The organism is Pseudomonas sp. S3_B11, from assembly GCF_054667715.1.
In genome coordinates this window covers 5,010,891-5,035,902 of the sequence record NZ_CP162749.1, presented here as the reverse complement: position 1 = coordinate 5,035,902, position 25,012 = coordinate 5,010,891, and the positions used below count along the sequence as shown (strand labels likewise).

The following is a 25,012-nucleotide window of genomic DNA, read 5'->3' as shown; positions in this document are numbered from 1 at the left end:
CCCGTCAGTAATTCCCTGCAACCTTTATCAAACGCAGCGCCATTTCAGTGTATGTGCGAATCTTTTCGTTGGGCATGGATGTAGGTGTGGCGACAGCGGCGACGCCGGCGACAACCCACGTAGAACATGGCCTGGAGCATGGCGACAAAACCGGCGACAGTCGCCACTTTCTGAGCACTTCGGCAGTGACGCTTGACCGCTTTTTCGAGTGGGTATAAAAATTGGCGCACGGATCGCTGTCGTTGACAGCACCTGCCCAGGTAGCCAGAACCTTTAAGGCTACGCCACTTACGTGGTGGTTCTTCCGAAGTGCGATTAGCGTCCGGCGGCTCGCACGGTCACTCCCCAAGAGTGATGGATGCCTACTCGACTGATCTGTCCATTGCGGCAGACGATGGACCTACCTCGCTGCGTTGCAGCAACCTCTCCTCTCGGCACACCTCGCTGCGCCAAACCGCGCCCGTCTCTTTCTTCTGTAAAGAGACGGGCGCTCGTACCACTGCTGCAAGCCACGTCGTACAGGGCATTGCCGCAACTCTCCTCGTGACAATCGGCCTGACAAATCCGATTCGTCGCCATCCGCAACGACACAGGCACCGGTGACGCAGCCAATGGAAAGGCTGCCCCTGACTGACAGTCAGGCATGCCCCAGGTGTCTAGATCTTTGCCTTCTCCCACCCATGATCTCCAGGCGCCGAACTCGTCAGCCGGCACAGCCTCCACCCGCCCGCATCTTCGGATGCGTCTAAGGAGGCCAGATTCATGGGTTTATGCCCTTGCTCCCGGTCGTAAGGAGCCGTTCGTTCCGCGTCAGTGAACACCTCACAGGCCGCAGGGGCCTTGATCCCTGATAACACTCAACAGCCGTGGCGGGACTACGTGAGGACAACCAGTAATGATCGAGGAGAGGGCCCATGCAGCAGTTAGATCCGAAGCTTGAACTACCACGACCACCTCGACCGTTGATTGAGTCGAACCCCGTACCCCAGCCTTATCCGGTGCAGGCACTGGGTGGGATTCTTGGGCCTGCGGTTGAGCGCATGGCCGACGTCATCGGCGTGCCCCAAGCACTGGCCGCGCAATCGGTGTTGGCCGCCTCGGCCCTGGCCACTCAAGGTCATGCGGGCTTACAACTCGACGGGAGACATTATCCCCTGTCGTTGTACCTGATCACGGTGGCTGCGTCCGGTGATCGCAAGACCGCGTCAGACCGATCCGCACTGCTGCCAGCGCGCCAATGGGAGCGTCAGCAGTGGCAACACTATCGTGAGCAGCTCTCTCGGTACCGTGCCGCACAGCGACAAGCGCAGCGTATCAATCCTGCCGATCCCGCCCCCACAAACAGCGTACCGCTCGAAGCGGAGCCTTCGGCCCCTCGGCTGATCACCACCGACCCGACTATCGAGGCCCTGATCAAGGGGCTCTGCCATGACTTGCCGAGCATGGGGCTGTTCTGTGACGAGGGCGGACAATTCCTTGGCAGCAGCACCATGAGTCGGGACAACCGTTTGAAAGCGGTCACGACCTTGTCGTCACTCTGGGACGGTAGCCCGATTGATCGTGCTCGCTCTATGGCAGGCGAAAGCCTAAGAGCCTATGACCGACGCCTGAGCCTGCACCTGATGCTGCAACCGTATTTGGCCATGCAGTTACTCAGTGACCCGTTGCTGCAGGGCCAAGGCATTCTAGGGCGCTGCTTGATGACCTGGCCCACCAGTCTAGCCGGGCAACGTAGCTACCAGGCTGTCGACTTGTCCAAAGACGCCGCCCTCAAGCGCTATCATCACCGCCTTTCGGCTCTGTTTTATCAGCCTTGGTCACTTTCCGCTGACGGAGCCTTGCAGCTGTCAAAGCTGAGCCTCAGTCCGCTGGCGCGTCGTCGCTGGATTGATTTGCATGATGCTATCGAAGCTCAGCTGGGGGAGTTTGGCGAGCTGGCCAGCGTGCGGCCCAGCGGATCAAAGGCTGCCGATAACCTGCTGCGCATCGCCGGCATTCTTGCAGTCTTGGAGGAGAGCAGCGTCGTGGAGGTCGACCATATCCAACGGGCCTCCGCTTTAGTCGGCTACTACCTCACCGAGATCCAGCGCCTGACTGAGCAGGAGCCAGTGTGTCGAGTAAAAGAAGAGGCAGACCGGCTGCTGCGATGGCTACAGGTCAAAGATTGGAAGCGTTTCAGTATTCGTGAATTGAATCGCAACGGTCCCCGCTTTGCCCGCAAAAGCAGTCGTCATGCCGCCAAGCTGCTGGTCGAGTTGATTGATCATCAGTGGTTGATCACCGATGGCCACACCTTCGAGGTGCGCCATGTTTAATCTTGATGAAGCGCTACGCAACCATCTGGCTCAGCGTCAAAAAAAGGAGCCCCAAGCACGATTTGTCGCCGCTACTGTCGCCACTTTGTCGCCACGCTCAAAGCCAGGCAGGACAAGGGTTGTCGCCACTGTCGCCGGTGTCACCACTACCCACAAAACTATTGCCTCGACGACAGCCATCATCCAATGGTTGGAAGAGCAGGGCGCGCATCTCTACGTCGCCAACAACACGCTTTGTTTCCGTCCGACTGATTGGGCCCAGTTCGCTATTGTGAGTGCACACTGGCAAGCCCTTCTACATGAGGTTGCTGTAGTCAATCAGGAACAGAAAAATGGCTCGCGTCGGTAAGCGATCTGGGCGCAATTTTGGCTTCGGTCGCCAGCTCAGCTATGCCGGACCGCAAGCACTGAAAGATCTATTTGGCGATGGCCATTTTGCTACCGTCAAAGCCCATAGCGATCGGTGGCAGACCTTCGTGAATTGGTGTCGATCCGATGAGGGTCCGGGACTCAATGACGCGCGACATATCGACCGTGAGATCCTCATGCGGTACGCCACGTATGTGCGTGAGCAGGTTGATCAGGGCAACATCAGCATTGCCACCGCGCAGAACCGACTGTCCAGCGTGAACCGAACGATGGCTGCGCTGCGCGGTGATCAGTACGTCAAAATCTCCAGTCCGAGCAAGGCGCTGGGTCTGCAGCGCTCAAGCGTACGGGGGGAGGCACCGCAAGGCCAAGATCGTGCTCAGATAGAATTGATCGCACGCGCGCTGTCAGAGCGAAGTCAACGAGTGGCCGCAATTGTGCATCTGGCCCGGGAGGCTGGTATGCGTCTGCGTGAAGCGATCTTGGCGGACCTGCCCCGACTGCAACGTGAGGCGCGGCAACTGGGCAAGATCAACATCCAAGACGGCACCAAAGGCGGCCGATCAGGCGCGTCAGCACCACGTTGGATTCCGGTTACTGATCAAATCCGTGGCGCCTTGGAGAGGGCCTGGGAGGCTTCGCCCAGTCGCAGTCGGAACCTGCTGGCCCCCAACGAGAGCTACAAAGAGTTTGTGCAATCAGTTGTGCGGCCGGCACGGGACCTCCTGCATGAACATGGATTGAAAGGCTTTCATGAGCTGCGGGCGGCTTATGCCTGTGAGCGCTATGAGCAGATGACCGGCTTTCCTGCACCTGTAAATGGCGTTCGTGTTCATCGCGAAGATCGAGAGCTTGATCTGCGGGCGCGACAGCAGATCAGCCACGAGTTGGGGCATAACCGCATCGATGTGGTGAGTGCCTACATCGGAGGTCGGCGATGACTTCTGAGTTCGACATAGCGTTGTTTTTGCGCCCCGTACTCAAGGGTGCGCATGCCACGCAGCAGCGGCACATCAGGCAAGCAGAAAGGATGCACGAGGTGATTCGTGAGCGCTGGGGTTGCGCGACTCCCTGGTCCTGGAGAGAAAAGCACGTGAGATGGTTTCTGGCGCACTACCTGCGATGCTCAGCTCCAGCTACCGTCTACTACTACGAGTTAACAGCAGGGTTGATCCGCCGTAGAAAGGCAAAAGCCGTGGTTGTCTGATTGGCCTTTAAGCGTGAGCCCCTGAGCATGGGAATGCGGAGCCTTCCCATGCTCAGGGGCTTGGCCGAAGAAGCGCTGGCAAGCTCCACTACACGGATGGTGTGAACTGTCGCCGTGATGTCAGCGTATCGGCACCACCTTGCGGTCCCTGGTTTGATTGATGGCCGACGCTGACAGGCTGCCGGTAGCCGCTTTCTGGATATGTTCACTCCACCAGGCCATCATCGGACGCCGGCGTTCGATGTAATCCGCCCGGTTGTAGGCGCTTCGAACTTCGTCTTTATCGACATGCGCCAGCGCGACTTCGATTAGTTCCGGATCCCATCCATGCTCATTCAGAATTGTGCTGGCCATGGAACGCATGCCGTGGCTGACTAAGCGGTCCTGAAAGCCCATTCGTTTCAATGCCATGTTGGCTGTCTGGCTATTCGCGTGGGTGCGCGGATTTCTATCTGACGGGAACACATATTCCCTGTGGCCGCTATGGGGCTTAAGCGTCTCCAATAACGAGAGTGCATGTTCGGTCAGCGGGATTGTGTGCGGACGACGCTTTTTCATTCGCTCCGGAGGGATGGTCCAGATGCGTTTTTCGAAGTCTATGTCTTCCCATCGGGTAGTCGCCGCTTCGGCAGGGCGGGTCATAGTGTGTAGCTGCCATTCGATCAGGCAGCGGGTCGTCCGCTTGATGCTGGCGTTCGCGATTTCCATCATGAGCTCCGGAAGCTCATCTGGTGGTAGCGCTGCCATGTTCTCTTTCTTAGGTTTCTTGAACACCGCTCGAATGCCGCTGAGAGGGTTGGCAAAGATCATTCCGGAATTGACCCCGTAGGTCATGATCTCGTTAAGGCGCTGGCTCACTCGCTTAACTGTCTCGAGGCTGCCTTTGGCCTCAATCGGACGAAGGAGCTTGATGACCATTGGGGCGCTGACTTCGGAGAGAGGCGTTGATTTCATGCTCGGAAAAACATGCAGTGTGAGGGAGCGCCAAATGTCTTCGGCATACGCCGGCGTGACGGAATCCTTCTTCAGCTCGAACCAGGCGGTGGCCACGTTCTCGAAGGTGTGTTCCGTTTCCGCTCGTTTGGCTTCCTGTAGCTCATTGCGCTGAGCTTTTGGATCGATGCCCTGTGCAAGCAGCTCTCTGGCCTCAACGGTTTTCTTCCTCGCTTGCGCAAGAGAAACCTCGGGATAAGAGCCGAGTGCCATGTTGATTCGATTTTTGGTGACGGGATGCCGGTAGTTGAAATTCCACTGCATCGAGCGATTGACCCTGACTCGCAGTTGGAGCCCGTCGCCATCCGTGAGGACGTAATCCTTGTCTTTCGGTTTGACCGCCTTGAGCTGGCGGTCGGAGAGGCGGGTGGTTTGAGCGCACATGAGAAGTACTCCATGACACCTTTTGGTATTCCCAAGATTAGCGCCGGGGAGCTGGGAATACCATTGGGAATACCAAACTGCCTGGAACTCAAAAAGCCTGGAAAGCCTCACGTGGCCCTGAAACTCCCGTATTTACTGGATTTCAGGCACAAAAAAAGACGTCCGTGGACGTCTTTAGATGATCAAGTGGTGGAGCCGGGGGGATTTGAACCCCCGTCCGCCAGTACTCCGCTGTCGGTACTACATGCGTAGCCGTGTCTATTAAGTTAACCCTCAGCGACCCGACGGGCAGGGTGCTTTGGGCGAGTTGTGTAAGTTTTAGCCGCTTCGTCCACAACGTACTGCACGGCGATTCCGTTCTATATGACAATCATTTTGGGTTTACGGACATCCCCTAATGATTGCTGGACCCGAAGGTACCAGAAGCTCAGGATCTAAGGCTGCTTACGCAGCGATAGCGAATTCCTGGCCGTAGTTTTCGTCATTGGCAACTATAGAAGTTGCAACAGTGGATTTACGAGTTCTGTTACCAACTCGGCATGCACCTAAAGTTTCGCAACCGGCGTCGAATCCTAAACGGCCCCGAACCTGTCGCTCCATGAAGCTGGAGGAGCGGCAGGCATTTGCAGTGTACGCCAATCCGCGTCTGAGGCCAACCCGAAGGTTGGCCGGATGCGACATTACTGCTGATCGCCTTTGGTTTTGTTCTGCACTTTCTGAAGAGCTTGGGTGGTCAGCGAGATGCATTCCTTCGTGCCTTGCTCGGTACCTTTGGCCTTGGCAGCGGTGGCCTGTTGGACAGTGGCATCGATGTCAGATTTCATGCTTTCACTCATTTGCTCGCTGCTGACCTTGGCGTCCTTGATTTTTTGCAGATTGATCTGGCAAAGGTCTGCCTGGCTATCTGCAAACACCGGAGAGGCCAACATCGCAGCGGAAATGAACAAGCCAGCAAGTGCGGTGCGCTTCATGTGTATCTCCTTGAACGTATGGTCTCGGTGCCGCTGGATGGTGGCGGCCAGGCCGAGTCAGTGGATGGCCCAGCGCAGCCGGGCCTATTCAAGTGACTACAGCGACGCGCAGGAATTCGATTTTTCTTCGAGTCCCCTGGCAAGGTCTTCACCGCTGACGGGCTTGGAGCGGGTGACACGGTCCACCAGATACACCAGCCCGTGGTAGTCAATTGCGCCGTGTTGGGTAAGACCGATCTCACAGGTGCGGCTGGTGGAAATCCCTTCGCTGCAATGCTGTACCGCGTCCTTCAGTGAGCGCAGCGAGTGGGCGTTCAGCTCTGGCGTGGAGAAGCCCTTGTCGCCGGCGAAACCGCAACAATGGATGCCTTCCGGGATGACCACGTTTTTACTGCACTTGCGCGCCAGGTCGATCAGCGCCTGGCTTTCGCCAAGGTGCTGCGTGCTGCACGTGACGTGCACGGCGATGGGCGCCTCCTGGGGAATGAAGTCGAGCCGATCCATCAAGTGGGTACGGATGAAGCGCACCGGGTCATACAGGTCCAGGCGCACGTCGCCAAGGTCTTGGACTAGCCGCAATGTGCAGGGGCTGGTGTCACAGTAGATGGGGTCGAGCCCGCCGCGACTGGCGTGCAGCAGGGCGCCGATCAGTTCCTGGCGCTTGTGCTCGGCCTGTTCGGCGTAGCCTTTGGAGGCAAAGGGTTGGCCGCAGCAGAGGCTGTCCACATTGTCTGGAAAGACCACCTGATAACCGGCCTTTTCCAGCAGGCCGCGGGTCTTGTCGTACAGCGACATCTGCTCCTTGTCCGCTGCCGCCGGGCCCATGACCCGCGACACGCACGCCGCCAGGTACACGACTCTCGGCCGTTCGTCCGACACGGCGGGGCTGAAACGGATGGCCTTTTCCGGCTGGGGCATGGCGTTGGTCCACTGTGGGACCTGGCCTTTGGACAGCCGCGTCAACGAGGCCGACAGTTTCGCCAGGCGGGGCGCGCCCAGCAGCATGCGCGCACCGTTGGCGACGTGGAGGGCGAAGCGTGCGCCTTGCAATGTGGTGGCGAAATTTCCTTCAATCCAGTTGGCGGTTTTCGTCTTTGTTGCGTCACGGCTGCGCAGTTTTTTCACCAGTTCGCCGGTATTGATGCCTACCGGGCAACGTTGTGCACACAGGCCCGTGGCGGCACAGGTATCGATGCCCTGGTATTGGTAGGCACGCTCCAGTTCGGTGGTGTCCGTGCCGGCGCGTTTCTTGGCTTGGATATCTCGCCAGATCACGATGCGCTGGCGCGGGCTCAAGGTCAGGTCCTTGGACGGACACACCGGCTCGCAGAAACCGCACTCGATGCACTTATCCACAATCTCATCGGCGGCCGGCAGCGGTTTGAGGTGTTTGAGGTGGATCTGCGGGTCTTCGCTGAGCACCACGTCCGGGTTGAGGATGCCGTTGGGATCGAGCAGGCGTTTGAGCTGCCACATCAATTGATAGGCGTCACTGCCCCATTCCAGTTCGACGAACGGTGCCATGTTGCGCCCGGTGCCGTGTTCGGCTTTCAGCGAGCCGCCGAACTCCACCGCCACCAACTGCGCCACGTCATCCATGAACGCCTGGTAGCGTGCGACTTCTTCAGGGTTGTTGAAGCCTTGGGTGAAGACGAAGTGCAGATTGCCTTCCAGCGCGTGTCCGAAAAGGATCGCTTCGTCGTAGTGATGTTTGTCGAACAACTCGATCAGGCGGTTTACGCCAATGGCCAGTTGTTCCACCGGAAAGGTCACGTCTTCGATGATCACCGTGGTCCCGGTTTTGCGCACCGCACCCACGGCCGGGAAGGTGTCTTTGCGGATCGCCCAGAGCCGGGCGTTTTCCCTTGGGTCCTCGGTAAAGTCGACCTGTTTTTCCACCGGGAAACCGGCCAGCGAGGCCATGATCCGGGCCAGTTGCTCTTGCAGTAAAGATGAAGAGGCAGCGCGGGATTCGATCAGCAAGGCGCAGGCATTGATCGACAGATGCTGTACGAAATCCGGCATGCCCGGTTTGTCCTGCACCGAGCGCAGGCTGCGGCGGTCCAGCAGCTCCACGGCCGAGACTGGCTGGCTTTTCAGCACGGTGACGGCGTTGCAGCAGGTTTCCACATCGGGAAAGACGATCAGGGCCGAGGCTTTGTGAGGGTGGTCGATGACGGTGTTGTAGGTCACCGCGCTGATGAAACCGAGAGTGCCTTCGGAGCCGACCAGCAGGTGGCTCAAGATATCCACAGGCTCATCGAAGTCCACCAGGGCATTGAGTGACAGGCCGGTGGTATTTTTCAGACGATATTTATGCCGAATTCGCGCAGCTAATTCAGTGTTGGCGCGGGTCTCGCGGCCCAGAGTCGCGAGGCGTTCCAGCAGTTCGCCATGGCTTGTACGAAAAGCCGCCACGCTGCTGTCGTCTTCGGTATCCAGGCGCGTGCCGTCGGCCAGTACCAGGCGAATGCCGGCCAGGGTGTGATAGGTGTTCTGCGCCGTGCCGCAGCACATGCCGCTGGCGTTGTTGGCGACGATGCCGCCGATTTTGCAGGCGTTGATCGACGCCGGATCTGGGCCGATCTTGCGCCCGAACGGCGCCAGCCAGGCGTTGGCCTGGGCGCCGATCACGCCGGGCTGCAAACGGATCTGCGTGCCCTGTTCACGAATCTCGCGCCCGTTCCAGTTATCCCCGAGCACAATCAGCACCGAGTCGCTGATGGCTTGCCCGGACAGGCTGGTGCCGGCGGCGCGGAACGTGACTGGAACCTGGTCGCGTTGGGCCAGTTTCAGCAGGGCAATCACTTCATCTTCGGATTCGACGCGTACCACCAGTTTCGGAATCAGCCGATAGAAACTGGCGTCGGTGCCGAAGGCCAAAGTCGACAGCGGATCGTCGAAACGGCGTTTCTGCGGGATCAGTTGTTGGACGTCGTGTAGGAAAGGGGCCGGAAGGGTCATTGGTCCTCCAGAATCAAAACCACCAGATCCTTCGGACCATGGGCGCCATAGGCCAGGACTTGCTCGATGTCGGCGGTTTTCGACGGGCCCGATACCAGCAGGGCGTTGGTGGGCATGCCTTGGGCCCACTCGAATTCCTGCTGCACTTCATAGAAGTTGTCACGTATCTCGCTGGCCTTGAGCAAGGCGAAATGCACCGGTGGCACCAGGCTCATCAGTCGCGGCTCTTCCCGGGTTGGCCAGAGAATCAGGCTGCCGGTGGCGGCGATGGCGCCGAGGGTGCCGGTCAGGCTGGCGGGGGTGTCATTGAACAACTCGGCTTTCCACTCTTCTACCGGGCGGTCGTAGGCCTTGAGGGTTGGCAGGTCCGGATTGTTCGCCCAGAACTGTGTGATTTTTTCCCCATGCGCGGTGGTCGGGGCGATGAGCAGGCTCGGCAATTGACGGTCGCGCAGCAATTGCGCGAGCAGGGTCGGCCAGCCTTCGTCGGACGTCAGGTGGATTTCGGTGTGCACCGCCTCCATCAATTTGCGCAGTTGTGGGATGCGCTCCTCGGGCGCATAGCGGTAGGTCTGCGTCACCAGCTCGACGTCGAAGTTGTCGGTAACGGGCGTGGCGCCGGTCAGGCTTTTACGCAGCTTGGCGAGGATATTGTCCTTGGCGCTCATCGGCGGTCTCCCTGCTGGTTCAGGTGTTCGCGGGCCAGGTCATGCAATGAGCGGGCGGCGGGTTTGGGGGCGCTGTGGTTCTGGGTCCATGGCCCGACGTTGTTGGGCGTCAGGGCGCGCAGGCGCGTGGCGAGGAACCCGAACAGCCGATACAACCGTGGCGAACTGTTGAGTCGAGCCCAGGCGTTCCAGATGAAGCGTTCCTTGGGCGAGTATTTGCTGCCCTGGCCGCGCATCACCTGATGGGGGCTGTCCGGCGCCTTGACGTTTTCTTCCCGCAGCCGCCGCAGCAAAGCCGGGATCGGAATCTTCACCGGACACACTTCACCGCAGGCACCGCACAGCGAAGAGGCGCTCGGATGGTCCGGCACCTTGGCCAGGCCGACCATGTGCGGCGTGATGATTTTTCCGATAGGTCCCGGGTAAACCTCGCCGTAGGCATGACCGCCGATTCGGGTATAGACCGGGCAATGATTCATACAGGCGCCACAGCGGATGCAGTTCAGCGTCTGGCGCAATTCGCTGTCGGCAAACGCCTGGCTGCGACCGTTGTCGAGCAGGACCAGATGGACTTCCCGGGGGCCGTCCAGTTCGTCAGGCTTGCGCGGGCCGGAGATCATGTTGACGTAGGTGGTGATCGGCTGGCCAAGGGCCGAGCGGGTCAGCAGCGACAGCAGCGGCACGACGTCGCGCAGGTTCTCGACGACTTTTTCGATGCCGGTCACGGCAATGTGCACCGGCGGCACGGTGGTGGACATCCGCCCGTTGCCTTCGTTTTCCACCAGCAGCAGCGTGCCGGTTTCAGCGACGGCGAAGTTGACGCCGGAGACGCCGATGTCGGCCTCGAAGAATTTCTGCCGCAATACCTTGCGACCGATCTGAATGAGTTGGTCAACGTCCTTGGTGTACTCCACGCCGAGTTTGTCGTGGAACAAGGACGCGACCTGACCGGCATTCTTGTGGATCGCCGGCATAATGATGTGTGAAGGCTTCTCGTGGTCGAGCTGGACGATGTATTCCCCCATGTCGGACTCAAGACATTCAATGTCCCGAGCCTCGAGGAAATGGTTCATCTCCATCTCTTCGCTGACCATCGATTTGCCCTTGATCACTTGCCGCGCCTCGTGAGCGCGGATGATCGAGAGGACGATGCCATTGGCTTCGTCCACCGTTTCCGCCCAGTGCACGTTCACACCGTTGCGGGTCAGGTTGCTTTCAAGTTGCTCGAGCAGGTCGGGCAGCTTCGATAACGCACGGGCGCGGACGGCATTGCCCAGCACACGCAGGTGTTCTCTTTCGTGGGCATCGCTGAAGGACGTTGCCCGCTTGGTCATCAGTGAATCCATCGCGCTGCGAAAGTTGTTTCGCAGTTGCGTGTCGGCCAGGGCCTTGTGGGCTCGGGCGCGAAAATCTTCCTGCACCTCAACGGTCGGAATCAGCGTCGGCGTGCTCATGCGACACCTCCGCTACGCTGCCAGAGGAAGCTCGCCAGGTGCTGGCCGCGTAACGCCTCCTGCTGTTTTTCCAGTGCGCCGTTGATGTTCATCAGGCAGCCACAATCGGCACTGATGACCTTGTGCGCGCCGGATTCCTTCAGCGCTCGGGTCTTGTCGGCCACCATCGCGCCGGAAATATCCGGCATGCGAACGCTGAACGTCCCACCAAAGCCACAGCATTCGCTTTCGTGGCTGTGGTCGACTCGTTCCACATTGCGCAACTGCGCCAACAACGCGCGGCCGTGCAGGTGGGTGTTCATTTCACGCCGTGCTGAGCAGGACGTGTGCAGCGCAACCTTCACCGGCTCACCGCTGTCGTTCAACTGCACCTTGCAGACAAACAGCAGGAATTCAGCCAGTTCATAGGTCCGGGCCGCCAGGGCCTGGACCTGTTTGAGCGTGTCGGGCTCATCCTTGAACAGGTCGGCGTAATGCTCGCGCAGCATGCCGGCGCAGGAGCCCGAAGGCACCACCACCGGATAGTCTTCGGCAAACAAGGCCAACTGCGCCCGTGCCACCGTCCGCGCCTGCTCGGTGTAGCCCGAGGTGTAGGCCGGTTGGCCGCAGCAGCTTTGCCCTTGCGGGTAGACCACCCGGACTCCTTCGCGCTCCAGCAGATGAATCGCATCCATCCCGGCTTCGGGATAGAACAGGTCCACCACGCAAGTGCCGAACAGGTAGACCCTTTGCGGTTTCTCGCTGGGGTACTGCCGAGGCTCGGGCAATGGCGGGGCGACACGGGTCGCGTTCGGCACGGCGTTGTAAAAAAGCTCGCTCATCAGGCGTGTCTCCGGGTGGTCCCGGTTATCCGTCCGCTGAGGCTGCTGAATATAGACAGGAAATCTTTCAGCAGCCTTGCAGACCCGGTGGTGAATAGCAGACGCCGAATCACGGTTCGGCGTCGGTTTTTTCAGTATTGCGTGTAGGACTTAATGAACCAGCATGCCGGTAAACCAGTAGGCCTGGGCCAACGTGATCAGGCCGACAATCGTTGCAAAGAATAGGCTGTGTTTGAGGGTGAAACGGAACAGATCCGATTCCTTGCCCACCAGCCCGGTCGCCGCGCAGGCCACCGCGATCGATTGTGGCGAAATCATCTTGCCGGTCACGCCGCCGCTGGTGTTGGCCGCGACGAGCAAGGTGTCATTGACGCCGAGCTGGTGCGCGGTGGTGGCTTGCAGCGAGCTGAACAGGGCGTTGGACGACGTATCGGAACCGGTCAGGAACACACCCAGCCAACCCAGGAACGGCGAGAAGAACGGGAACGCCGCGCCCGTGCCGGCCAGCACCAGGGCCATGGTCGACGACATGCCCGAGTAGTTGGTGACGAACGCGAATGCCAACACCATGCCGATGGACAGGATCGGCCAGCGCAGCTCGAAAAGCGTCTCTTTAAAAGTGGTAAGACCAGTTTTGATATTGATCTTCAGCACCAGCATCGAGATCAATGCGGAGAAGAAAATCGCCGTGCCGGTGGCGGAAATCGGATCAAGCTTGAACACGGCCGGAATGGCAGTGGGGTTGATCACGATGGGCGCGACCTTGATCACCATCTGGTCCAGGTGCGGGATGGCGAAGTTGAACACCCAGCCGTACATCGAGCCGCCAGCGGCGAACATCGCCTTGAACGGCTTGAGGGTCCAGATCGTCACCAATACGGTCAGGATCAGGAACGGCGACCAGGCCTTGATGATTTCCCCCAGGCTGTAGGGCGAAGCGACGGTGCTGCGCGGTTGGCTGAAACCACCGGCGCTGGCGGTGACCGTGGTGCTGGAGGTGGCGCCGGCAATCTGGGCGCCAGCGGTACGCTTGGGCTGCCAGACTTTCAGGAACAGCGTCAGGGAAATCAGGCTGGCCAGGGCGGAGGTGATGTCCGGCAGTTCCGGGCCAATGAAGTTGGAGGTGAAGTACTGGGTGATGGCGAAGCTCAGGCCTGCCACCAGTGCTGCTGGCCAGGTTTCCCGCACGCCGCGCAGGCCGTCCATCATGAACACCAGCCAGAACGGCACGAACAGCGACAGCAATGGCAGCTGGCGACCGGTCATGGCGCCGATCTTGAAGGCGTCGATCCCGGTGACCTGACCGGCCACGATGATCGGAATGCCCAACGCACCGAACGCGACCGGGGCGGTGTTGGCGATCAGGCACAGGCCGGCGGCGTACAGGGGATTGAAGCCCAGGCCGACCAGCAGGGCGGCAGTGATCGCCACCGGGGCACCGAAACCGGCGGCACCTTCCAAAAATGCGCCGAAGCAAAAGCCGATCAACAGCACTTGCAGGCGTTGGTCATCGGTAATCGACAGCACCGAGCTGCGAATCACCTCGAACTGGCCGCTCTTGACTGTCAGTTTGTAGAGGAATACGGCGGCGACGATGATCCAGGCGATGGGCCACAGACCGTAGGCAAAACCATAGCCGGCGGCTGCGAAGGCCATGTCGGCGGGCATATTGAAAGCGAAAATCGCCACGGCAATCGCCAGGGCCAGGGTGATGCTGCCGGCCACATGCCCCTTGAGGCGAAACACCGCCAGGGCCAGGAAGAAAAATACGATGGGAATGACGGCCGCGAGTGCGGACAAGCCGAGGCTGCCGAGCGGGCTGTAGAGCTGTTGCCAGGTTTGCATAATGGGTGGGCCCCTAATTGTTGTTGGTCAGGCACTGCCAGCGGGTTTGGTTAATTGGTAATACCAATTTACAATCGCTGTTGGCTAGGGTAAAAGCCTTGGTTGTCATGTGTCAATTTGCCGCCCTGAAACTTTCGTCGAATAAGCGGTGCAGAGCGCATCTGATCCGGTTGTGCAAAACGGCTTTGATGGGTGTGGACAAGGCCCGGATGGTCCAGAATAGAGAGCCCGGCGAGCCGTCGGGATCGTGGAGAATTGAGTTATGGGGTTTGATCAGATTCGTCAGCGCCGTTTGTCTGACGATATTGTCGAGCGGCTTGAAGGCATGATCCTTGAGGGCACGCTCAAGTCCGGTGAGCGGCTGCCGGCCGAGCGGACCCTGGCTGAGCAGTTCGGTGTGTCACGCCCTTCGTTGCGCGAGGCGATCCAGAAGCTGGCGGCCAAAGGCTTGTTGGTCAGTCGCCAGGGCGGCGGCAACTATGTGGTGGAGTCGCTGGGCTCGACGTTCAGTGATCCACTGCTGCAATTGTTGGAAAGCAATCCCGAAGCGCAGCGCGACTTGCTTGAGTTTCGTCACACCCTGGAAGCTTCCTGTGCTTATTACGCGGCGCAGCGGGCCACGGATGTAGACCGCGAGCGGCTGACGGCGGCATTCGACGAGCTGCAGGACTGTTACTCGCGTCACGAAGAGGTGAGCCGGGCGGAGGAGGGCGCGGCGGATGCCCGGTTTCACTTGGCGATTGCCGAGGCCAGTCATAACGCGGTGTTGCTGCATACCATCCGCGGCTTGTTCGACCTGCTCAAGCGCAATGTGGTGACCAACATCGGCGGCATGTACAAGCAACGCAGTGAAACCCGCGACATGTTGATCAGCCAGCACCGGGAGTTGTACCAGGCGATCATGGGCGGGCACGCCGAACAGGCGCGGGAAGTGTCAAGCCGGCACATCTTGTATGTGCAGGAGGTTCTGGAAGAGGTGCGTCAGGAAGTGCAGCGCGTGGCGCGGGCGGAGCGGCGTAAAGGGATGTAATCGCGCCTGTGGACCCTGTGGGAGCGAGCTTGCTCGCGAAAGCGGTCTGTCTGACACATCGCTGCCGGATGTGTCGACGCCATCGCGAGCAAGCTCGGCTCCCACAGTTGATCCCGGGCTAGTCTTCCTTGCCCTTGTTGCGCACCGCGCGCTGCAGCTCGCGGCCGGCATCGCGTTCGCGTTCGGTATCGCGCTTGTCGTATTCCTTCTTGCCCTTGCCCAGGGCAATCTCGCACTTGATCAAGTGCTTGCTCCAGTACAACGACGTGCAGACGCAGGTGTAACCCTTCTGCTGCACGGAGGCGAAGAGTTTTTCCAGCTCGCGCTTGTTGAGCAGCAGCTTGCGCGAGCGCGTCGGGTCGGCGATCACGTGGGTGCTGGCGGTGGTCAGTGGCGTGAAATGGCTGCCCAGCAGCCAAGCCTCGCCGTCCTTGAGCAGCACGTAGCTGTCGACCAGTTGCGCCTTGCCGGCACGCAGGCTCTTTACTTCCCAGCCGGCCAGGACCATGCCAGCCTCGAAACGTTGTTCGATGAAGTAATCGTGTCGCGCCTTTTTATTTTGCGCGATGGTCCCTGTGGGGTGTTTCTTCTGTTTAGCCATAGGGGCGGCATTATAGGCAGTTGCGTGCGTGTCGGCTACGGTGAAGCAGCGTGCTTGAGCACGTTGAGTGAATCCCGGACAATGCGGCCTCTTTTTTGAATGCTTGGGCGTGATCACGATGTCGACAGACAAGGTTTCTGTCCACGGCAGTTGGGCTAGCCGCTGGGTTTTTATATTCGCTGCAACCGGTTCTGCGGTGGGGTTGGGCAGTATCTGGAAATTCCCCTACATGGTCGGCGTCTACGGTGGCGGTGCCTTCGTACTGATGTTCCTGGCGTGCATTGCGCTGATCGGCGCGCCGGTAATGCTGGCCGAAACCCTGATCGGTCGTCGGGCCCGGCAAAGCCCGGCCAATGCCTTGAAGGTGTTGGCGGTGGCGGCGGGGCACTCGCCCAAGTGGTCGTGGGGCGCCTTCGCCGGGATGATCACGGCGCTGTTGATTCTGTCTTTCTATAGCGTGGTCGGCGGTTGGTCGCTGGACTACATCATCGACATGGGGCGTGGGGATTTTCAGGGTGTGACGCCTGATCAGGTAGGCGCCTACTTCGGCAATGTGATTGCCGATCCCTGGAGGCTGACCCTCTGGCACACGATTTTCATGGTGCTCTCGGCGGTGGTGATTGCCCGGGGAGTGGTTGCCGGGCTTGAGCGCAGCCTGCGGATCATGATGCCGTTGCTGTTCGTGATGATCCTGGTGCTGCTGGGCTACAGCATGACCACCGGGCATTTCATGGAAGGCGTGCATTTCATGTTCGACTTCCAGCCGGAGAAAGTCCTGGATGGCCTGCTGCCGGCCATGGGGCATGCGTTTTTCTCCCTGAGCGTCGGGGTCGGTTCGATCATGATCTATGGCGCCTACATGCCCAAGAATGCATCCCTGACCCGGACCGTTGTCGGTGTCGCGCTGTTGGATACCTTCGTGTCACTGTTGGCGGGGGTGGCATTGTTTCCGATTGTGTTCGCCGCCGGCCTGAACCCCAGTGAGGGGCCGGGGCTGATGTTTGTCAGCCTGCCTTTTGCCTTCGGCAGCATGGCGTTCGGCCAAGTGATGGGCGTGGTGTTCTTTCTCCTGGTGGCCATCGCAGCCTGGAGTTCGGCCATCTCCCTGTTGGAACCCATGGTGGCTTACCTGGTTGAACGGACCCGGCTCAGCCGCGCCTGGGTAACCTTCTGGTTGGCCTTCACCTGCTGGTTTGTCGGCCTGGGCACGGTGTTTTCCTTCAATATATGGAAGCAAGCGAAGTTTTTCGTGAACGAAGACGGGCTGTTCCATCTCTACCAATGGGGCGCAACCGGAGGGCTGGATTTCTTCGGCGTGATTGATTTCTTCACCTCACGGATCATGCTGCCATTGGGTGGTTTGTGTTTCGTAGTGTTTGCAGGATGGATCATGGGGCGTGAAGCGGTGCGTGATGAATTGTCGCTGCGCAGCCCGGTATTGTTTGGTTTGAGCCTGTTCTTGATGCGCTACGTGGCGCCCATCGGCATTCTTGTAGTGTTTGCCGCCCAGCTGTGGAAGTGACGCTTACATGACGACACATATTCAACGCTCGGCCTTGCTGCCCTACCCGGCGCAGGCGCTGTATGACCTGGTCAACGATGTGGCGAGCTACCCGCAGTTCTTGCCGTGGTGCTCGTCGGCCGAGGTGCTGGAGAGCTCTGAAACCCATATGCGCGCCAGCCTCCACATTGCCAAGAGCGGCTTGAGCCAGCGCTTCGTCACGCGCAATACGCTGGTGCCGGGGCAGTCCATCGAGATGAATCTGGAAGAAGGGCCTTTCAACCAGCTCCACGGTGTCTGGGTGTTCAAGCCGCTGGGTGAAAAGGCCTGCAAGATCAGCCTGGACCTATCGTTCGACTACGCCGGTCCTCTGGTGCGGGCGACGTTGGGGCCGCTGTTCAATCAGGCCGCCAATACCCTGGTCGATGCGTTCTGCCAACGGGCCAAGCAGAATGCAGAGTTCAAGCGTTGATTGAGATAGAAGTGGTGTACGCCTCGGCGGAGCGTCAGGTCTTGCGCACTTGCGTGGTGCAAGAGGGCGCGAGTGTTCGCGCCGCACTGGCGGCATCGGGCATTGCCGATGTGTTTCCGGAGCTGGATCTGGCGACTTGCCCGGTGGGGATTTTTGGCAAGCTGGTTGCCGATCCAGAGCATCAGGTGGTGCAGGCGGCCGATCGACTGGAGATCTATCGCCCGTTGTTGGCCGATCCAAAGGAAATTCGTCGCTTGCGCGCGGCGAAGGCTGCCCAGGCACGCCAATCGGAGCAATAACCTGGCTTGAATGGCAGGCAATAAAAAACCCGGCATGCCGGGTTTTTTTATGTCGCAATTTATTGCGGCGAGGTGTCCAGGGGTTCTGGCGTCGGCACGGGTACGGTCTCGACTTTGTCCACGTCCTTCTGGATCTGGTCCAGCAACGAACCAGGCTTGGCCGGTTTTTCCGGTTTCGGCTGTTCGGCCTTCTGGGTCGGGTCAGTAACGGTGTTGTCGCTGTCCTTGCCCAAGATGGCCTCGTCACGGCTCACGCCAGGCATGAAATCGCCCGACAGGCTGACGAGTTGGTCGTTGGGGCTAAAGATAACGCTGATGCGTTCCTGCTGGCGCTCACCGCCGCCTGGCTGCAAGCTGTACAGGTAATCCCAGCGATCGGCATGGAACGTGTCGGTCAGCAGGGGGTTACCCATGATAAACCGTACTTGCCGGCGGGTCATTCCCGGGCGCAACTGGTCTATCATGTCCTGCGTGACGACATTGCCCTGCTGGATGTCGATTTTGTAAACCCCGGGGAATGAACAACCGGCGAGTGCGAGCAGTCCCACAAAGGTGAAACTGGTTAGCAAGAGCTTGGTGTTTTGCATCGGTGGGCGACTTCCACTATCTTGGCTGGGACAACGTAAACGCCGATCATACCCGCATTAAGAGAAGCTGCGAAGCAGCATCGCGAGAAAGCTGACCATGGTTGAAAATAGCGAACTACGCAAAGCCGGCCTCAAAGTGACCCTGCCACGGGTCAAGATTCTACAAATGCTCGATTCCGCCGAGCAACGCCACATGAGTGCTGAAGATGTCTATAAGGCGCTTATGGAGGCTGGTGAGGACGTCGGTCTGGCCACGGTTTACCGTGTTCTGACCCAGTTCGAGGCAGCTGGCTTGGTGGTGCGGCACAACTTCGACGGAGGCCATGCGGTCTTCGAACTGGACGACGGCAAGCATCACGACCATATGGTCAACGTCGAGACGAGCGAAGTGATCGAATTCTTCGACGAAGAAATCGAGCGGCTGCAGAAAGCAATCGTCGACAAGTATGGCTTCGAGATGGTTGATCACAATCTCGTGCTGTACGTACGCAAGAAAAAGTAAGCATGTCGCGCGGACTATTACGGTTCGTGAAACGAACGAAGGCGACCCCAGGGTCGCCTTCGTGCTGTCTGCCGTTCTCAGATTTTCGCGGTAACGACCATTTTTTTCGCGTGGGCCAGGGATTCCTTGGTGAGGTCGATGCCCCCGAGCATTCGCGCCACTTCTTCCACACGCTCGTTTTTGTTGAGTTTGGACACGGCGGTGCGAGTGGCATCCTCGCCGCGTACCTTGTGCACAAATAGATGCTGGTGTCCCTGGGCGGCGACCTGGGGTAGGTGAGTCACCGTCAGCACCTGGCCGCGTTCCCCCAGCCGGCGCAGCAACTGGCCGACAATTTCCGCGGTTGGGCCACCGATGCCCACGTCAACTTCGTCGAATACCAGCGTTGGCACGCGAGAGGTCTGCGCGGTGATGACCTGGATGGCCAGGCTGATTCGTGACAGCTCGCCGCCGGACGCGACTTTGGCCAGGGCCTTGAGCGGTTGCCCGGGGTTGGCGCTGACCAGCAGTTCCACTTGCTCCAGGCCATTGGGCTGGAGCTCGTCGCCAGCGTTGGGGCGCAATTCGATGGTGAAGCGTCCGCCCGGCATGCCCAGGCGCTGGATTTCCTGTTCCACGGCGCTGGCCAGCCCTGTTGCGGCGTGCTGCCGCAGTCCGCTGAGCTCCTTGGCCTTTTCCTGGTAATGACGGGCGTAAGAAGCCAGTTCGTCCCCCAGGCGCTCGATGGACTCATCGTTGGCGTTCAGGGTTTCCAGTTCTTCCAGCAGGCGCTGCTGAAGTTCGGCAACATCGGTCGGCTGGATGCGATGCTTGCGCGCCAGTGTATAGATAGTGTCCAGGCGCTCTTCCAGGTACTGCAGGCGGGCCGGGTCGGCATCGAAATGATCGAGGAACCGATTCAGCTCCCCTACGGCTTCTTCGACCTGGATCTGCGCACTCGTCAGCAGGTTGGTCGCTTCGTTCAGGGCGCCCACCGAATTGTTCACGCTGGAGAGTCGGTTCAAGCTCGCTGTCAGTGCATTGAGCACATTGCCTGAATCGCTCTCGCTGCATTGTTCGACCACTTGCCGGCAAATGCCCAGCAGGGTTTCGGCGTTGGTCAGGTTCTTGTGTTCCTGCTCCAGCTCTTCCAGTTCATTTTCACCCAGGGCCAGGTTCTCCAGCTCTTCGAGCTGGTAGCTCAATAACTGGTGACGGGCACGCTGTTCGTCGCCGGAATTGGAGAGTCGATCCAGTTCCTGGCGGGTCTGACGCCAGCGTTGGGCCGCCAGTTGGACCTGTCGGGCCAGATCGGTGGCGCCAGCGTATTCATCCAGCAAGCGGCGATGGGTGTCGGTCTTGAGCAGGGATTGGTGTTCATGCTGGCTGTGAATGTCGATCAGCAGCTCGCCGAGGGCCTTGAGGTCGCCCAAGGGGCAGGGCGTGCCGTTGATGTAGCCTCGGGAGCGGCCTTCAGCGGTGATGACTCGGCGCAGGATGCACAAACCGTCGGTGTCCAGGTCGCGTTCGGCCAGCCAGGCGCTGGCCTCGGGGATGTCGACCAGGTCGAATGTCGCCAGGATGTCGGCCTTGTCCGCTCCGGGGCGCACCACGCCACTGTCGGCGCGGTCGCCCAGCGTCAGGCCCAGGGCATCGAGCATGATCGACTTGCCTGCGCCGGTTTCACCGGTGATCACGCTCATGCCTCGATCAAGTTCGAGGTCGAGGTGTTCGACGATGGCGTAGTTGTGTACGGACAGGTGCACCAGCATAAGGCCGCTCCCAGGCTTTAGGTCTGGTTATTTATACAGTGTTTTGTTTTGGCCTGACAATGCCCACGCTTAGCTCGATTTGCTTGGACAAATGATTTTCTTAGCGCTGCGGGGAATGGTTATGCAGCTGCTTTTTGTAAGGTTAATTCGTCAGATGGCCCTTGAAGCTGCAAAACCCGACCCCATATACCGGGGCAGAAGCGCGAGTTGAGCTCGCGGACGAAGTTGAGAGGAGAAATCTATGGCTGACGAACAGACGCAGGACACGCAAAATCTAGACGCCAATCAGGCTTCCCAGGATTCCGGTGAAGACCTGGCGGCACGTGTACAAGTGCTCGAGGAGCAACTGGCCGGTGCGCAGGATCAGGCGTTGCGTGTAGCAGCCGACCTGCAGAATGTCCGCCGTCGCGCCGAGCAAGATGTAGAGAAGGCTCATAAATTCGCCTTGGAGCGTTTCGCCGGCGACCTGCTGCCGATCATCGACAGCCTGGAGCGTGGCCTGGAGCTGTCCAACCCGGATGACGAAAACATCCGTCCGATGCGTGAAGGCATCGAGCTGACCCTGAAGATGTTCCAGGACACCCTCAAGCGTTATCAGCTCGAAACCCTTGATCCGCATGGCGAACCCTTCAACGCCGAGCACCACCAGGCCATGGCGATGCAGGAAAGTGCCGACGTCGAGCCAAACAGTGTGCTGAAGGTTTTCCAGAAGGGCTATCTGCTCAATGGTCGCCTGCTGCGCCCGGCCATGGTCGTGGTCAGCAAGACGCCAGCGCCGGTTTCGCCTTCTATTGATGAGCAGGCTTGAAATCGGTCGTAGCGGCCCCATCTATATGTCAAGCGTTTAAGTGCTACCGCAGTTAGCCACCACTGCTGCGGCAACAAAATCCAAGTTCCGGGAGAGTTAACATGGGCAAGATTATCGGTATCGACCTGGGGACGACCAACTCGTGCGTCTCCGTGCTGGAAAACGGCAAGGCCAAAGTCATCGAAAACGCTGAAGGCGCGCGTACCACGCCGTCGATCATCGCTTACGCCAATGATGGCGAGATTCTGGTTGGCCAGTCGGCCAAGCGTCAGGCAGTGACCAATCCGCATAACACCCTGTACGCGGTGAAGCGTCTGATCGGTCGCAAGTTCGACGAAGAAGTCGTCCAGAAAGACATCAAGATGGTTCCTTACAAAATCGCCAAGGCTGACAACGGCGACGCCTGGGTTGAAGTGAACGGCCAGAAAATGGCGCCGCCACAGATCTCGGCTGAAATCCTCAAGAAAATGAAGAAAACCGCCGAAGATTACCTCGGCGAAGCGGTGACTGAGGCGGTCATTACTGTTCCTGCCTATTTCAACGACAGCCAGCGCCAGGCGACCAAAGATGCCGGCCGCATCGCGGGCCTGGACGTAAAACGTATCATCAACGAACCGACTGCGGCCGCTCTGGCCTACGGTATGGACAAGGCCAAGGGCGATCACACCGTGATCGTTTACGACCTGGGTGGCGGTACCTTCGACGTCTCCGTGATCGAGATCGCTGAAGTCGACGGCGAGCACCAGTTCGAAGTGCTGGCAACCAACGGTGACACGTTCCTCGGTGGTGAAGACTTCGACATCCGCCTGATCGACTACCTCGTCGACGAGTTCAAGAAAGAAAGCGGCATGAACCTCAAGGGTGACCCGCTGGCCATGCAGCGCCTGAAAGAAGCCGCTGAAAAAGCCAAGATCGAACTGTCCTCGAGCCAGTCGACCGACGTGAACCTGCCGTACATCACTGCAGATGCCACAGGTCCTAAGCACCTGAACGTAAAAATCTCCCGCGCCAAGCTCGAAGCGCTGGTGGAAGACCTGGTTCAGCGCACCATCGAACCTTGCCGCATCGCCATGAAAGACGCCGGTATCGACGTTGGTTCGATCAACGACGTGATCCTGGTTGGCGGTCAGACTCGTATGCCACTGGTTCAGAAGCTGGTCACCGATTTCTTCGGTAAAGAGGCACGTAAAGACGTCAACCCTGACGAAGCTGTTGCCATGGGTGCTGCTATCCAGGGCGCGGTGTTGGCTGGTGACGTGAAAGACGTTCTGCTGCTCGACGTCAGCCCGCTGACGCTGGGTATCGAAACCATGGGCGGCGTAATGACCGCGCTGATCGAGAAAAACACCACGATTCCTACCAAGAAATCGCAAGTGTTCTCGACTGCCGATGACAACCAGGGCGCAGTGACCATTCACGTACTGCAAGGTGAGCGTAAGCAAGCCGCACAGAACAAGTCCCTGGGCAAGTTCGACCTGGCCGAGATTCCACCAGCACCACGTGGCGTGCCACAAATCGAAGTGACCTTCGACATCGACGCCAACGGCATCCTGCACGTCGGCGCGAAAGACAAGGCCACTGGCAAGACCCAGTCGATCGTGATCAAGGCCAACTCCGGTCTGTCCGAGGAAGAAATTCAGCAGATGGTTCGCGATGCTGAAGTCAACGCCGAGGAAGACCGCAAGTTCGAAGAGCTGGCCAGCGCTCGCAACCAGGGCGATGCCTTGGTGCACTCGACTCGCAAAATGATCGCTGATGCTGGCGAAAAAGTGACCGCGGAAGAGAAAGCTGCCATCGAAGCGGCCGTGGTTGCCCTGGAAGCTGCCGTCAAAGGCGACGACAAGGCCGCCATCGAAGCGAAGATCGAAGAGCTGTCCAAGGTCTCCGCGCCAGTGGCTCAGAAGATGTACGCCGAACAGGCTCAGCCTGCAGAAGGCGCGGCTGCGCAGGGCGAATCGGCCGAGAAAGCCGACGACGTCGTTGACGCCGAGTTCGAAGAAGTGAAAGACCACAAGTAATCGCTTGTTGGTCGGCCGGTTGACTGCATTTGTGCGGTGGCTGGTAGGATGTCGCCGCGCGGGAGCTTGCTCCCGCGTTGGCGTGTCTGGAGCCAATGAATTTTTACAGCATGCGACAACGCTCGGATGCTGGCGGTGCGTTCGGGAATGCTCCTGCTTTCCGGCGATGGGCACTGCGTTTTGGCCGGGGCCCTGGCTGAAATATTTAAAGACCAGGATCGTTGATGAATTGACGTGAGTTGGGTCCGGGCCTGTATTGGGGCTCAACGAGTTTGGCAAGGTTCAGGAGAGGTTTGCCGGACGTCCTATAAGAGTGCAAAGACTAATGGCAAAGCGTGACTTTTACGAAGTATTGGGTGTCGAGCGGGGGGCCAGCGAGGCAGACCTGAAAAAGGCCTATCGTCGCCTGGCGATGAAGCACCACCCGGACCGTAACCCCGGCGATAAAGCGTCGGAAGAGATGTTCAAGGAGGCCAACGAGGCCTACGAAGTACTGTCCGATTCGAGCAAGCGCGCGGCTTACGACCAGTACGGTCATGCCGGCGTCGACCCAAGCATGGGTGGCGGCGGTGCCGGTTTCGGCGGTCAGAACTTTTCCGATATTTTCGGTGATGTGTTCAGCGATTTCTTCGGTGGCGGTCGCGGCGGTGCCCGTGGCGGCGCCCAGCGTGGCAGCGATTTGCGCTACACGCTGGAGTTGAACCTGGAAGAGGCGGTGCGCGGTACTACCGTCAATATCCGCGTTCCAACGCTGGTCAATTGCAAGCCGTGCGATGGCTCGGGTGCCAAGAAGGGCTCCTCGCCCGTTACGTGCCCAACCTGCGGCGGCATCGGCCAGGTCCGCATGCAGCAGGGCTTCTTCTCGGTGCAGCAGACCTGCCCGCGTTGCCATGGCCAAGGCAAGATCATTTCCGATCCGTGCGACTCCTGCCACGGTGAAGGGCGTGTCGAAGAGTACAAGACGCTGTCGGTCAAAGTGCCGGCCGGTGTCGACACCGGTGACCGCATTCGCCTGTCCGGCGAAGGCGAGGCGGGTGCCCAGGGCGGCCCGACTGGTGACCTGTATGTGGTCATCAACGTGCGCGAGCATGCGATTTTCCAGCGCGACGGCAAGCACCTGTTCTGCGAAGTGCCGATCAGCTTCGTCGATGCGGCCTTGGGTGGTGAGCTTGAGATCCCGACCCTCGACGGTCGCGTCAAGCTGAAAATCCCCGAGGGCACGCAGACCGGCAAGCAGTTCCGGATTCGTGGCAAAGGCGTCGCGCCAGTGCGTGGCGGCGGTGCGGGCGACCTGATGTGCCGTGTGGCGGTGGAGACTCCGGTCAATCTGGGTCGGCGTCAGCGTGAGCTGTTGGAAGAATTCCGCAACTCGTTGGCGGATGACAACAGCCACTCCCCGAAAACCACTGGTTGGTTCGAAGGCGTGAAGCGCTTCTTCGGCGACCTGTAAGG

General features: G+C 59.4%; 22 protein-coding genes and 1 other RNA gene. 12 read left to right on the top strand and 11 right to left on the bottom strand.

Features of this window, described 5'->3' with window-relative positions:
- Positions 1-914 precede the first annotated feature (914 nt).
- Genes AB4O22_RS22735 through AB4O22_RS22720 form a run of 4 tightly spaced genes read left to right on the top strand, consistent with a single transcriptional unit; the run spans position 915 to position 3,891 of the window.
- Positions 915-2,315 (top strand): YfjI family protein, encoded by a 1,401-nt coding sequence (locus AB4O22_RS22735; RefSeq protein WP_460105954.1) that lies wholly within the window; start codon positions 915-917, stop codon positions 2,313-2,315.
- On the top strand, positions 2,308-2,664 hold the full coding sequence (locus AB4O22_RS22730; protein ID WP_460105956.1) for a hypothetical protein: 357 nt from the start codon (positions 2,308-2,310) through the stop codon (positions 2,662-2,664). Before AB4O22_RS22735 ends, AB4O22_RS22730 begins: the two co-directional genes overlap by 8 nt.
- Positions 2,648-3,625, top strand: a complete 978-nt coding sequence (locus AB4O22_RS22725) for an integrase domain-containing protein (RefSeq protein WP_460105959.1) — start codon at positions 2,648-2,650, stop codon at positions 3,623-3,625. The genes AB4O22_RS22730 and AB4O22_RS22725 overlap by 17 nt, the downstream gene beginning before the upstream one ends.
- Positions 3,622-3,891 carry a hypothetical protein gene (locus AB4O22_RS22720; protein WP_460105961.1) on the top strand — a complete coding sequence of 90 codons (270 nt, stop codon included), beginning with the start codon at positions 3,622-3,624 and terminating at the stop codon, positions 3,889-3,891. The genes AB4O22_RS22725 and AB4O22_RS22720 overlap by 4 nt, the downstream gene beginning before the upstream one ends.
- 120 nt (positions 3,892-4,011) lie before the next feature.
- Here AB4O22_RS22720 and AB4O22_RS22715 read toward each other — a convergent pair whose 3' ends face one another.
- From AB4O22_RS22715 to AB4O22_RS22680, 8 genes are all read right to left on the bottom strand, one after another.
- Positions 4,012-5,268, bottom strand: a complete 1,257-nt coding sequence (locus tag AB4O22_RS22715; protein WP_460105962.1) for an integrase domain-containing protein — start codon at positions 5,266-5,268, stop codon at positions 4,012-4,014.
- Between the two features lie 187 nt (positions 5,269-5,455).
- Positions 5,456-5,852: a transfer-messenger RNA gene (gene ssrA, locus AB4O22_RS22710) on the bottom strand.
- 96 nt (positions 5,853-5,948) lie between these two features.
- Positions 5,949-6,239, bottom strand: a complete 291-nt coding sequence (locus AB4O22_RS22705; protein ID WP_223470319.1) for a hypothetical protein — start codon at positions 6,237-6,239, stop codon at positions 5,949-5,951.
- A 96-nt stretch (positions 6,240-6,335) separates the two neighbouring features.
- A complete protein-coding gene (locus AB4O22_RS22700) occupies positions 6,336-9,203 on the bottom strand; it encodes an FAD-binding and (Fe-S)-binding domain-containing protein (RefSeq protein WP_460097199.1) in 2,868 nt (955 codons plus the stop codon).
- Positions 9,200-9,871 carry a LutC/YkgG family protein gene (locus tag AB4O22_RS22695; RefSeq protein ID WP_223470322.1) on the bottom strand — a complete coding sequence of 224 codons (672 nt, stop codon included), beginning with the start codon at positions 9,869-9,871 and terminating at the stop codon, positions 9,200-9,202. Before AB4O22_RS22695 ends, AB4O22_RS22700 begins: the two co-directional genes overlap by 4 nt.
- A complete protein-coding gene (locus AB4O22_RS22690) occupies positions 9,868-11,325 on the bottom strand; it encodes a LutB/LldF family L-lactate oxidation iron-sulfur protein (protein WP_003197654.1) in 1,458 nt (485 codons plus the stop codon). Before AB4O22_RS22690 ends, AB4O22_RS22695 begins: the two co-directional genes overlap by 4 nt.
- A complete protein-coding gene (locus AB4O22_RS22685) occupies positions 11,322-12,146 on the bottom strand; it encodes a (Fe-S)-binding protein (protein ID WP_223470323.1) in 825 nt (274 codons plus the stop codon). The genes AB4O22_RS22690 and AB4O22_RS22685 overlap by 4 nt, the downstream gene beginning before the upstream one ends.
- Before the next feature lie 150 nt (positions 12,147-12,296).
- On the bottom strand, positions 12,297-13,991 hold the full coding sequence (locus AB4O22_RS22680; RefSeq protein WP_460097198.1) for a lactate permease LctP family transporter: 1,695 nt from the start codon (positions 13,989-13,991) through the stop codon (positions 12,297-12,299).
- Positions 13,992-14,253: 262 nt separating this feature from the next.
- On the opposite strand from AB4O22_RS22680, the gene AB4O22_RS22675 reads away from it, so the two are divergent.
- Positions 14,254-15,021, top strand: coding sequence for an FCD domain-containing protein (locus AB4O22_RS22675; protein ID WP_013692246.1), 768 nt, complete (start codon positions 14,254-14,256; stop codon positions 15,019-15,021).
- Between the two features lie 118 nt (positions 15,022-15,139).
- On the opposite strand, the gene smpB is transcribed toward AB4O22_RS22675, so the two are convergent.
- A complete protein-coding gene (gene smpB / locus AB4O22_RS22670; RefSeq protein ID WP_003197663.1) occupies positions 15,140-15,622 on the bottom strand; it encodes an SsrA-binding protein SmpB in 483 nt (160 codons plus the stop codon).
- A 118-nt stretch (positions 15,623-15,740) separates the two neighbouring features.
- Between smpB and AB4O22_RS22665 the strand changes: the two genes are divergently transcribed.
- Genes AB4O22_RS22665 through AB4O22_RS22655 form a run of 3 tightly spaced genes read left to right on the top strand, consistent with a single transcriptional unit; the run spans position 15,741 to position 17,894 of the window.
- Positions 15,741-17,144, top strand: coding sequence for a sodium-dependent transporter (locus tag AB4O22_RS22665; protein WP_003197664.1), 1,404 nt, complete (start codon positions 15,741-15,743; stop codon positions 17,142-17,144).
- Positions 17,145-17,151: 7 nt separating this feature from the next.
- Complete coding sequence (locus AB4O22_RS22660) at positions 17,152-17,595, top strand: type II toxin-antitoxin system RatA family toxin (RefSeq protein ID WP_223470326.1); 444 nt, start codon at positions 17,152-17,154, stop codon at positions 17,593-17,595.
- A complete protein-coding gene (locus tag AB4O22_RS22655) occupies positions 17,592-17,894 on the top strand; it encodes an RnfH family protein (RefSeq protein WP_100264279.1) in 303 nt (100 codons plus the stop codon). The genes AB4O22_RS22660 and AB4O22_RS22655 overlap by 4 nt, the downstream gene beginning before the upstream one ends.
- Positions 17,895-17,953: 59 nt before the next feature.
- On the opposite strand, the gene AB4O22_RS22650 is transcribed toward AB4O22_RS22655, so the two are convergent.
- Positions 17,954-18,481: an outer membrane protein assembly factor BamE gene (locus tag AB4O22_RS22650; protein ID WP_072341055.1), complete on the bottom strand. Its 528-nt coding sequence runs from the start codon at positions 18,479-18,481 to the stop codon at positions 17,954-17,956.
- 97 nt (positions 18,482-18,578) lie between these two features.
- Here AB4O22_RS22650 and fur point away from each other — a divergent pair, with 97 nt between their 5' ends.
- Complete coding sequence (gene fur, locus AB4O22_RS22645) at positions 18,579-18,983, top strand: ferric iron uptake transcriptional regulator (RefSeq protein ID WP_003197684.1); 405 nt, start codon at positions 18,579-18,581, stop codon at positions 18,981-18,983.
- 77 nt (positions 18,984-19,060) lie between these two features.
- Here the strand turns inward: fur and recN are convergent, their stop codons facing one another.
- The gene (gene recN / locus AB4O22_RS22640; RefSeq protein WP_100264278.1) at positions 19,061-20,734 is read right to left on the bottom strand and encodes a DNA repair protein RecN; all 1,674 of its coding nucleotides are present in this window, start codon (positions 20,732-20,734) and stop codon (positions 19,061-19,063) included.
- Positions 20,735-20,975: 241 nt separating this feature from the next.
- On the opposite strand from recN, the gene grpE reads away from it, so the two are divergent.
- From grpE to dnaJ, 3 genes are all read left to right on the top strand, one after another.
- Positions 20,976-21,542, top strand: coding sequence for a nucleotide exchange factor GrpE (grpE, locus tag AB4O22_RS22635; RefSeq protein WP_013692249.1), 567 nt, complete (start codon positions 20,976-20,978; stop codon positions 21,540-21,542).
- Between the two features lie 101 nt (positions 21,543-21,643).
- Complete coding sequence (dnaK, locus tag AB4O22_RS22630) at positions 21,644-23,560, top strand: molecular chaperone DnaK (protein WP_003197691.1); 1,917 nt, start codon at positions 21,644-21,646, stop codon at positions 23,558-23,560.
- A gap of 325 nt (positions 23,561-23,885) precedes the next feature.
- Positions 23,886-25,010 (top strand): molecular chaperone DnaJ, encoded by a 1,125-nt coding sequence (gene dnaJ / locus AB4O22_RS22625; protein ID WP_003197693.1) that lies wholly within the window; start codon positions 23,886-23,888, stop codon positions 25,008-25,010.
- Positions 25,011-25,012 lie beyond the last annotated feature (2 nt).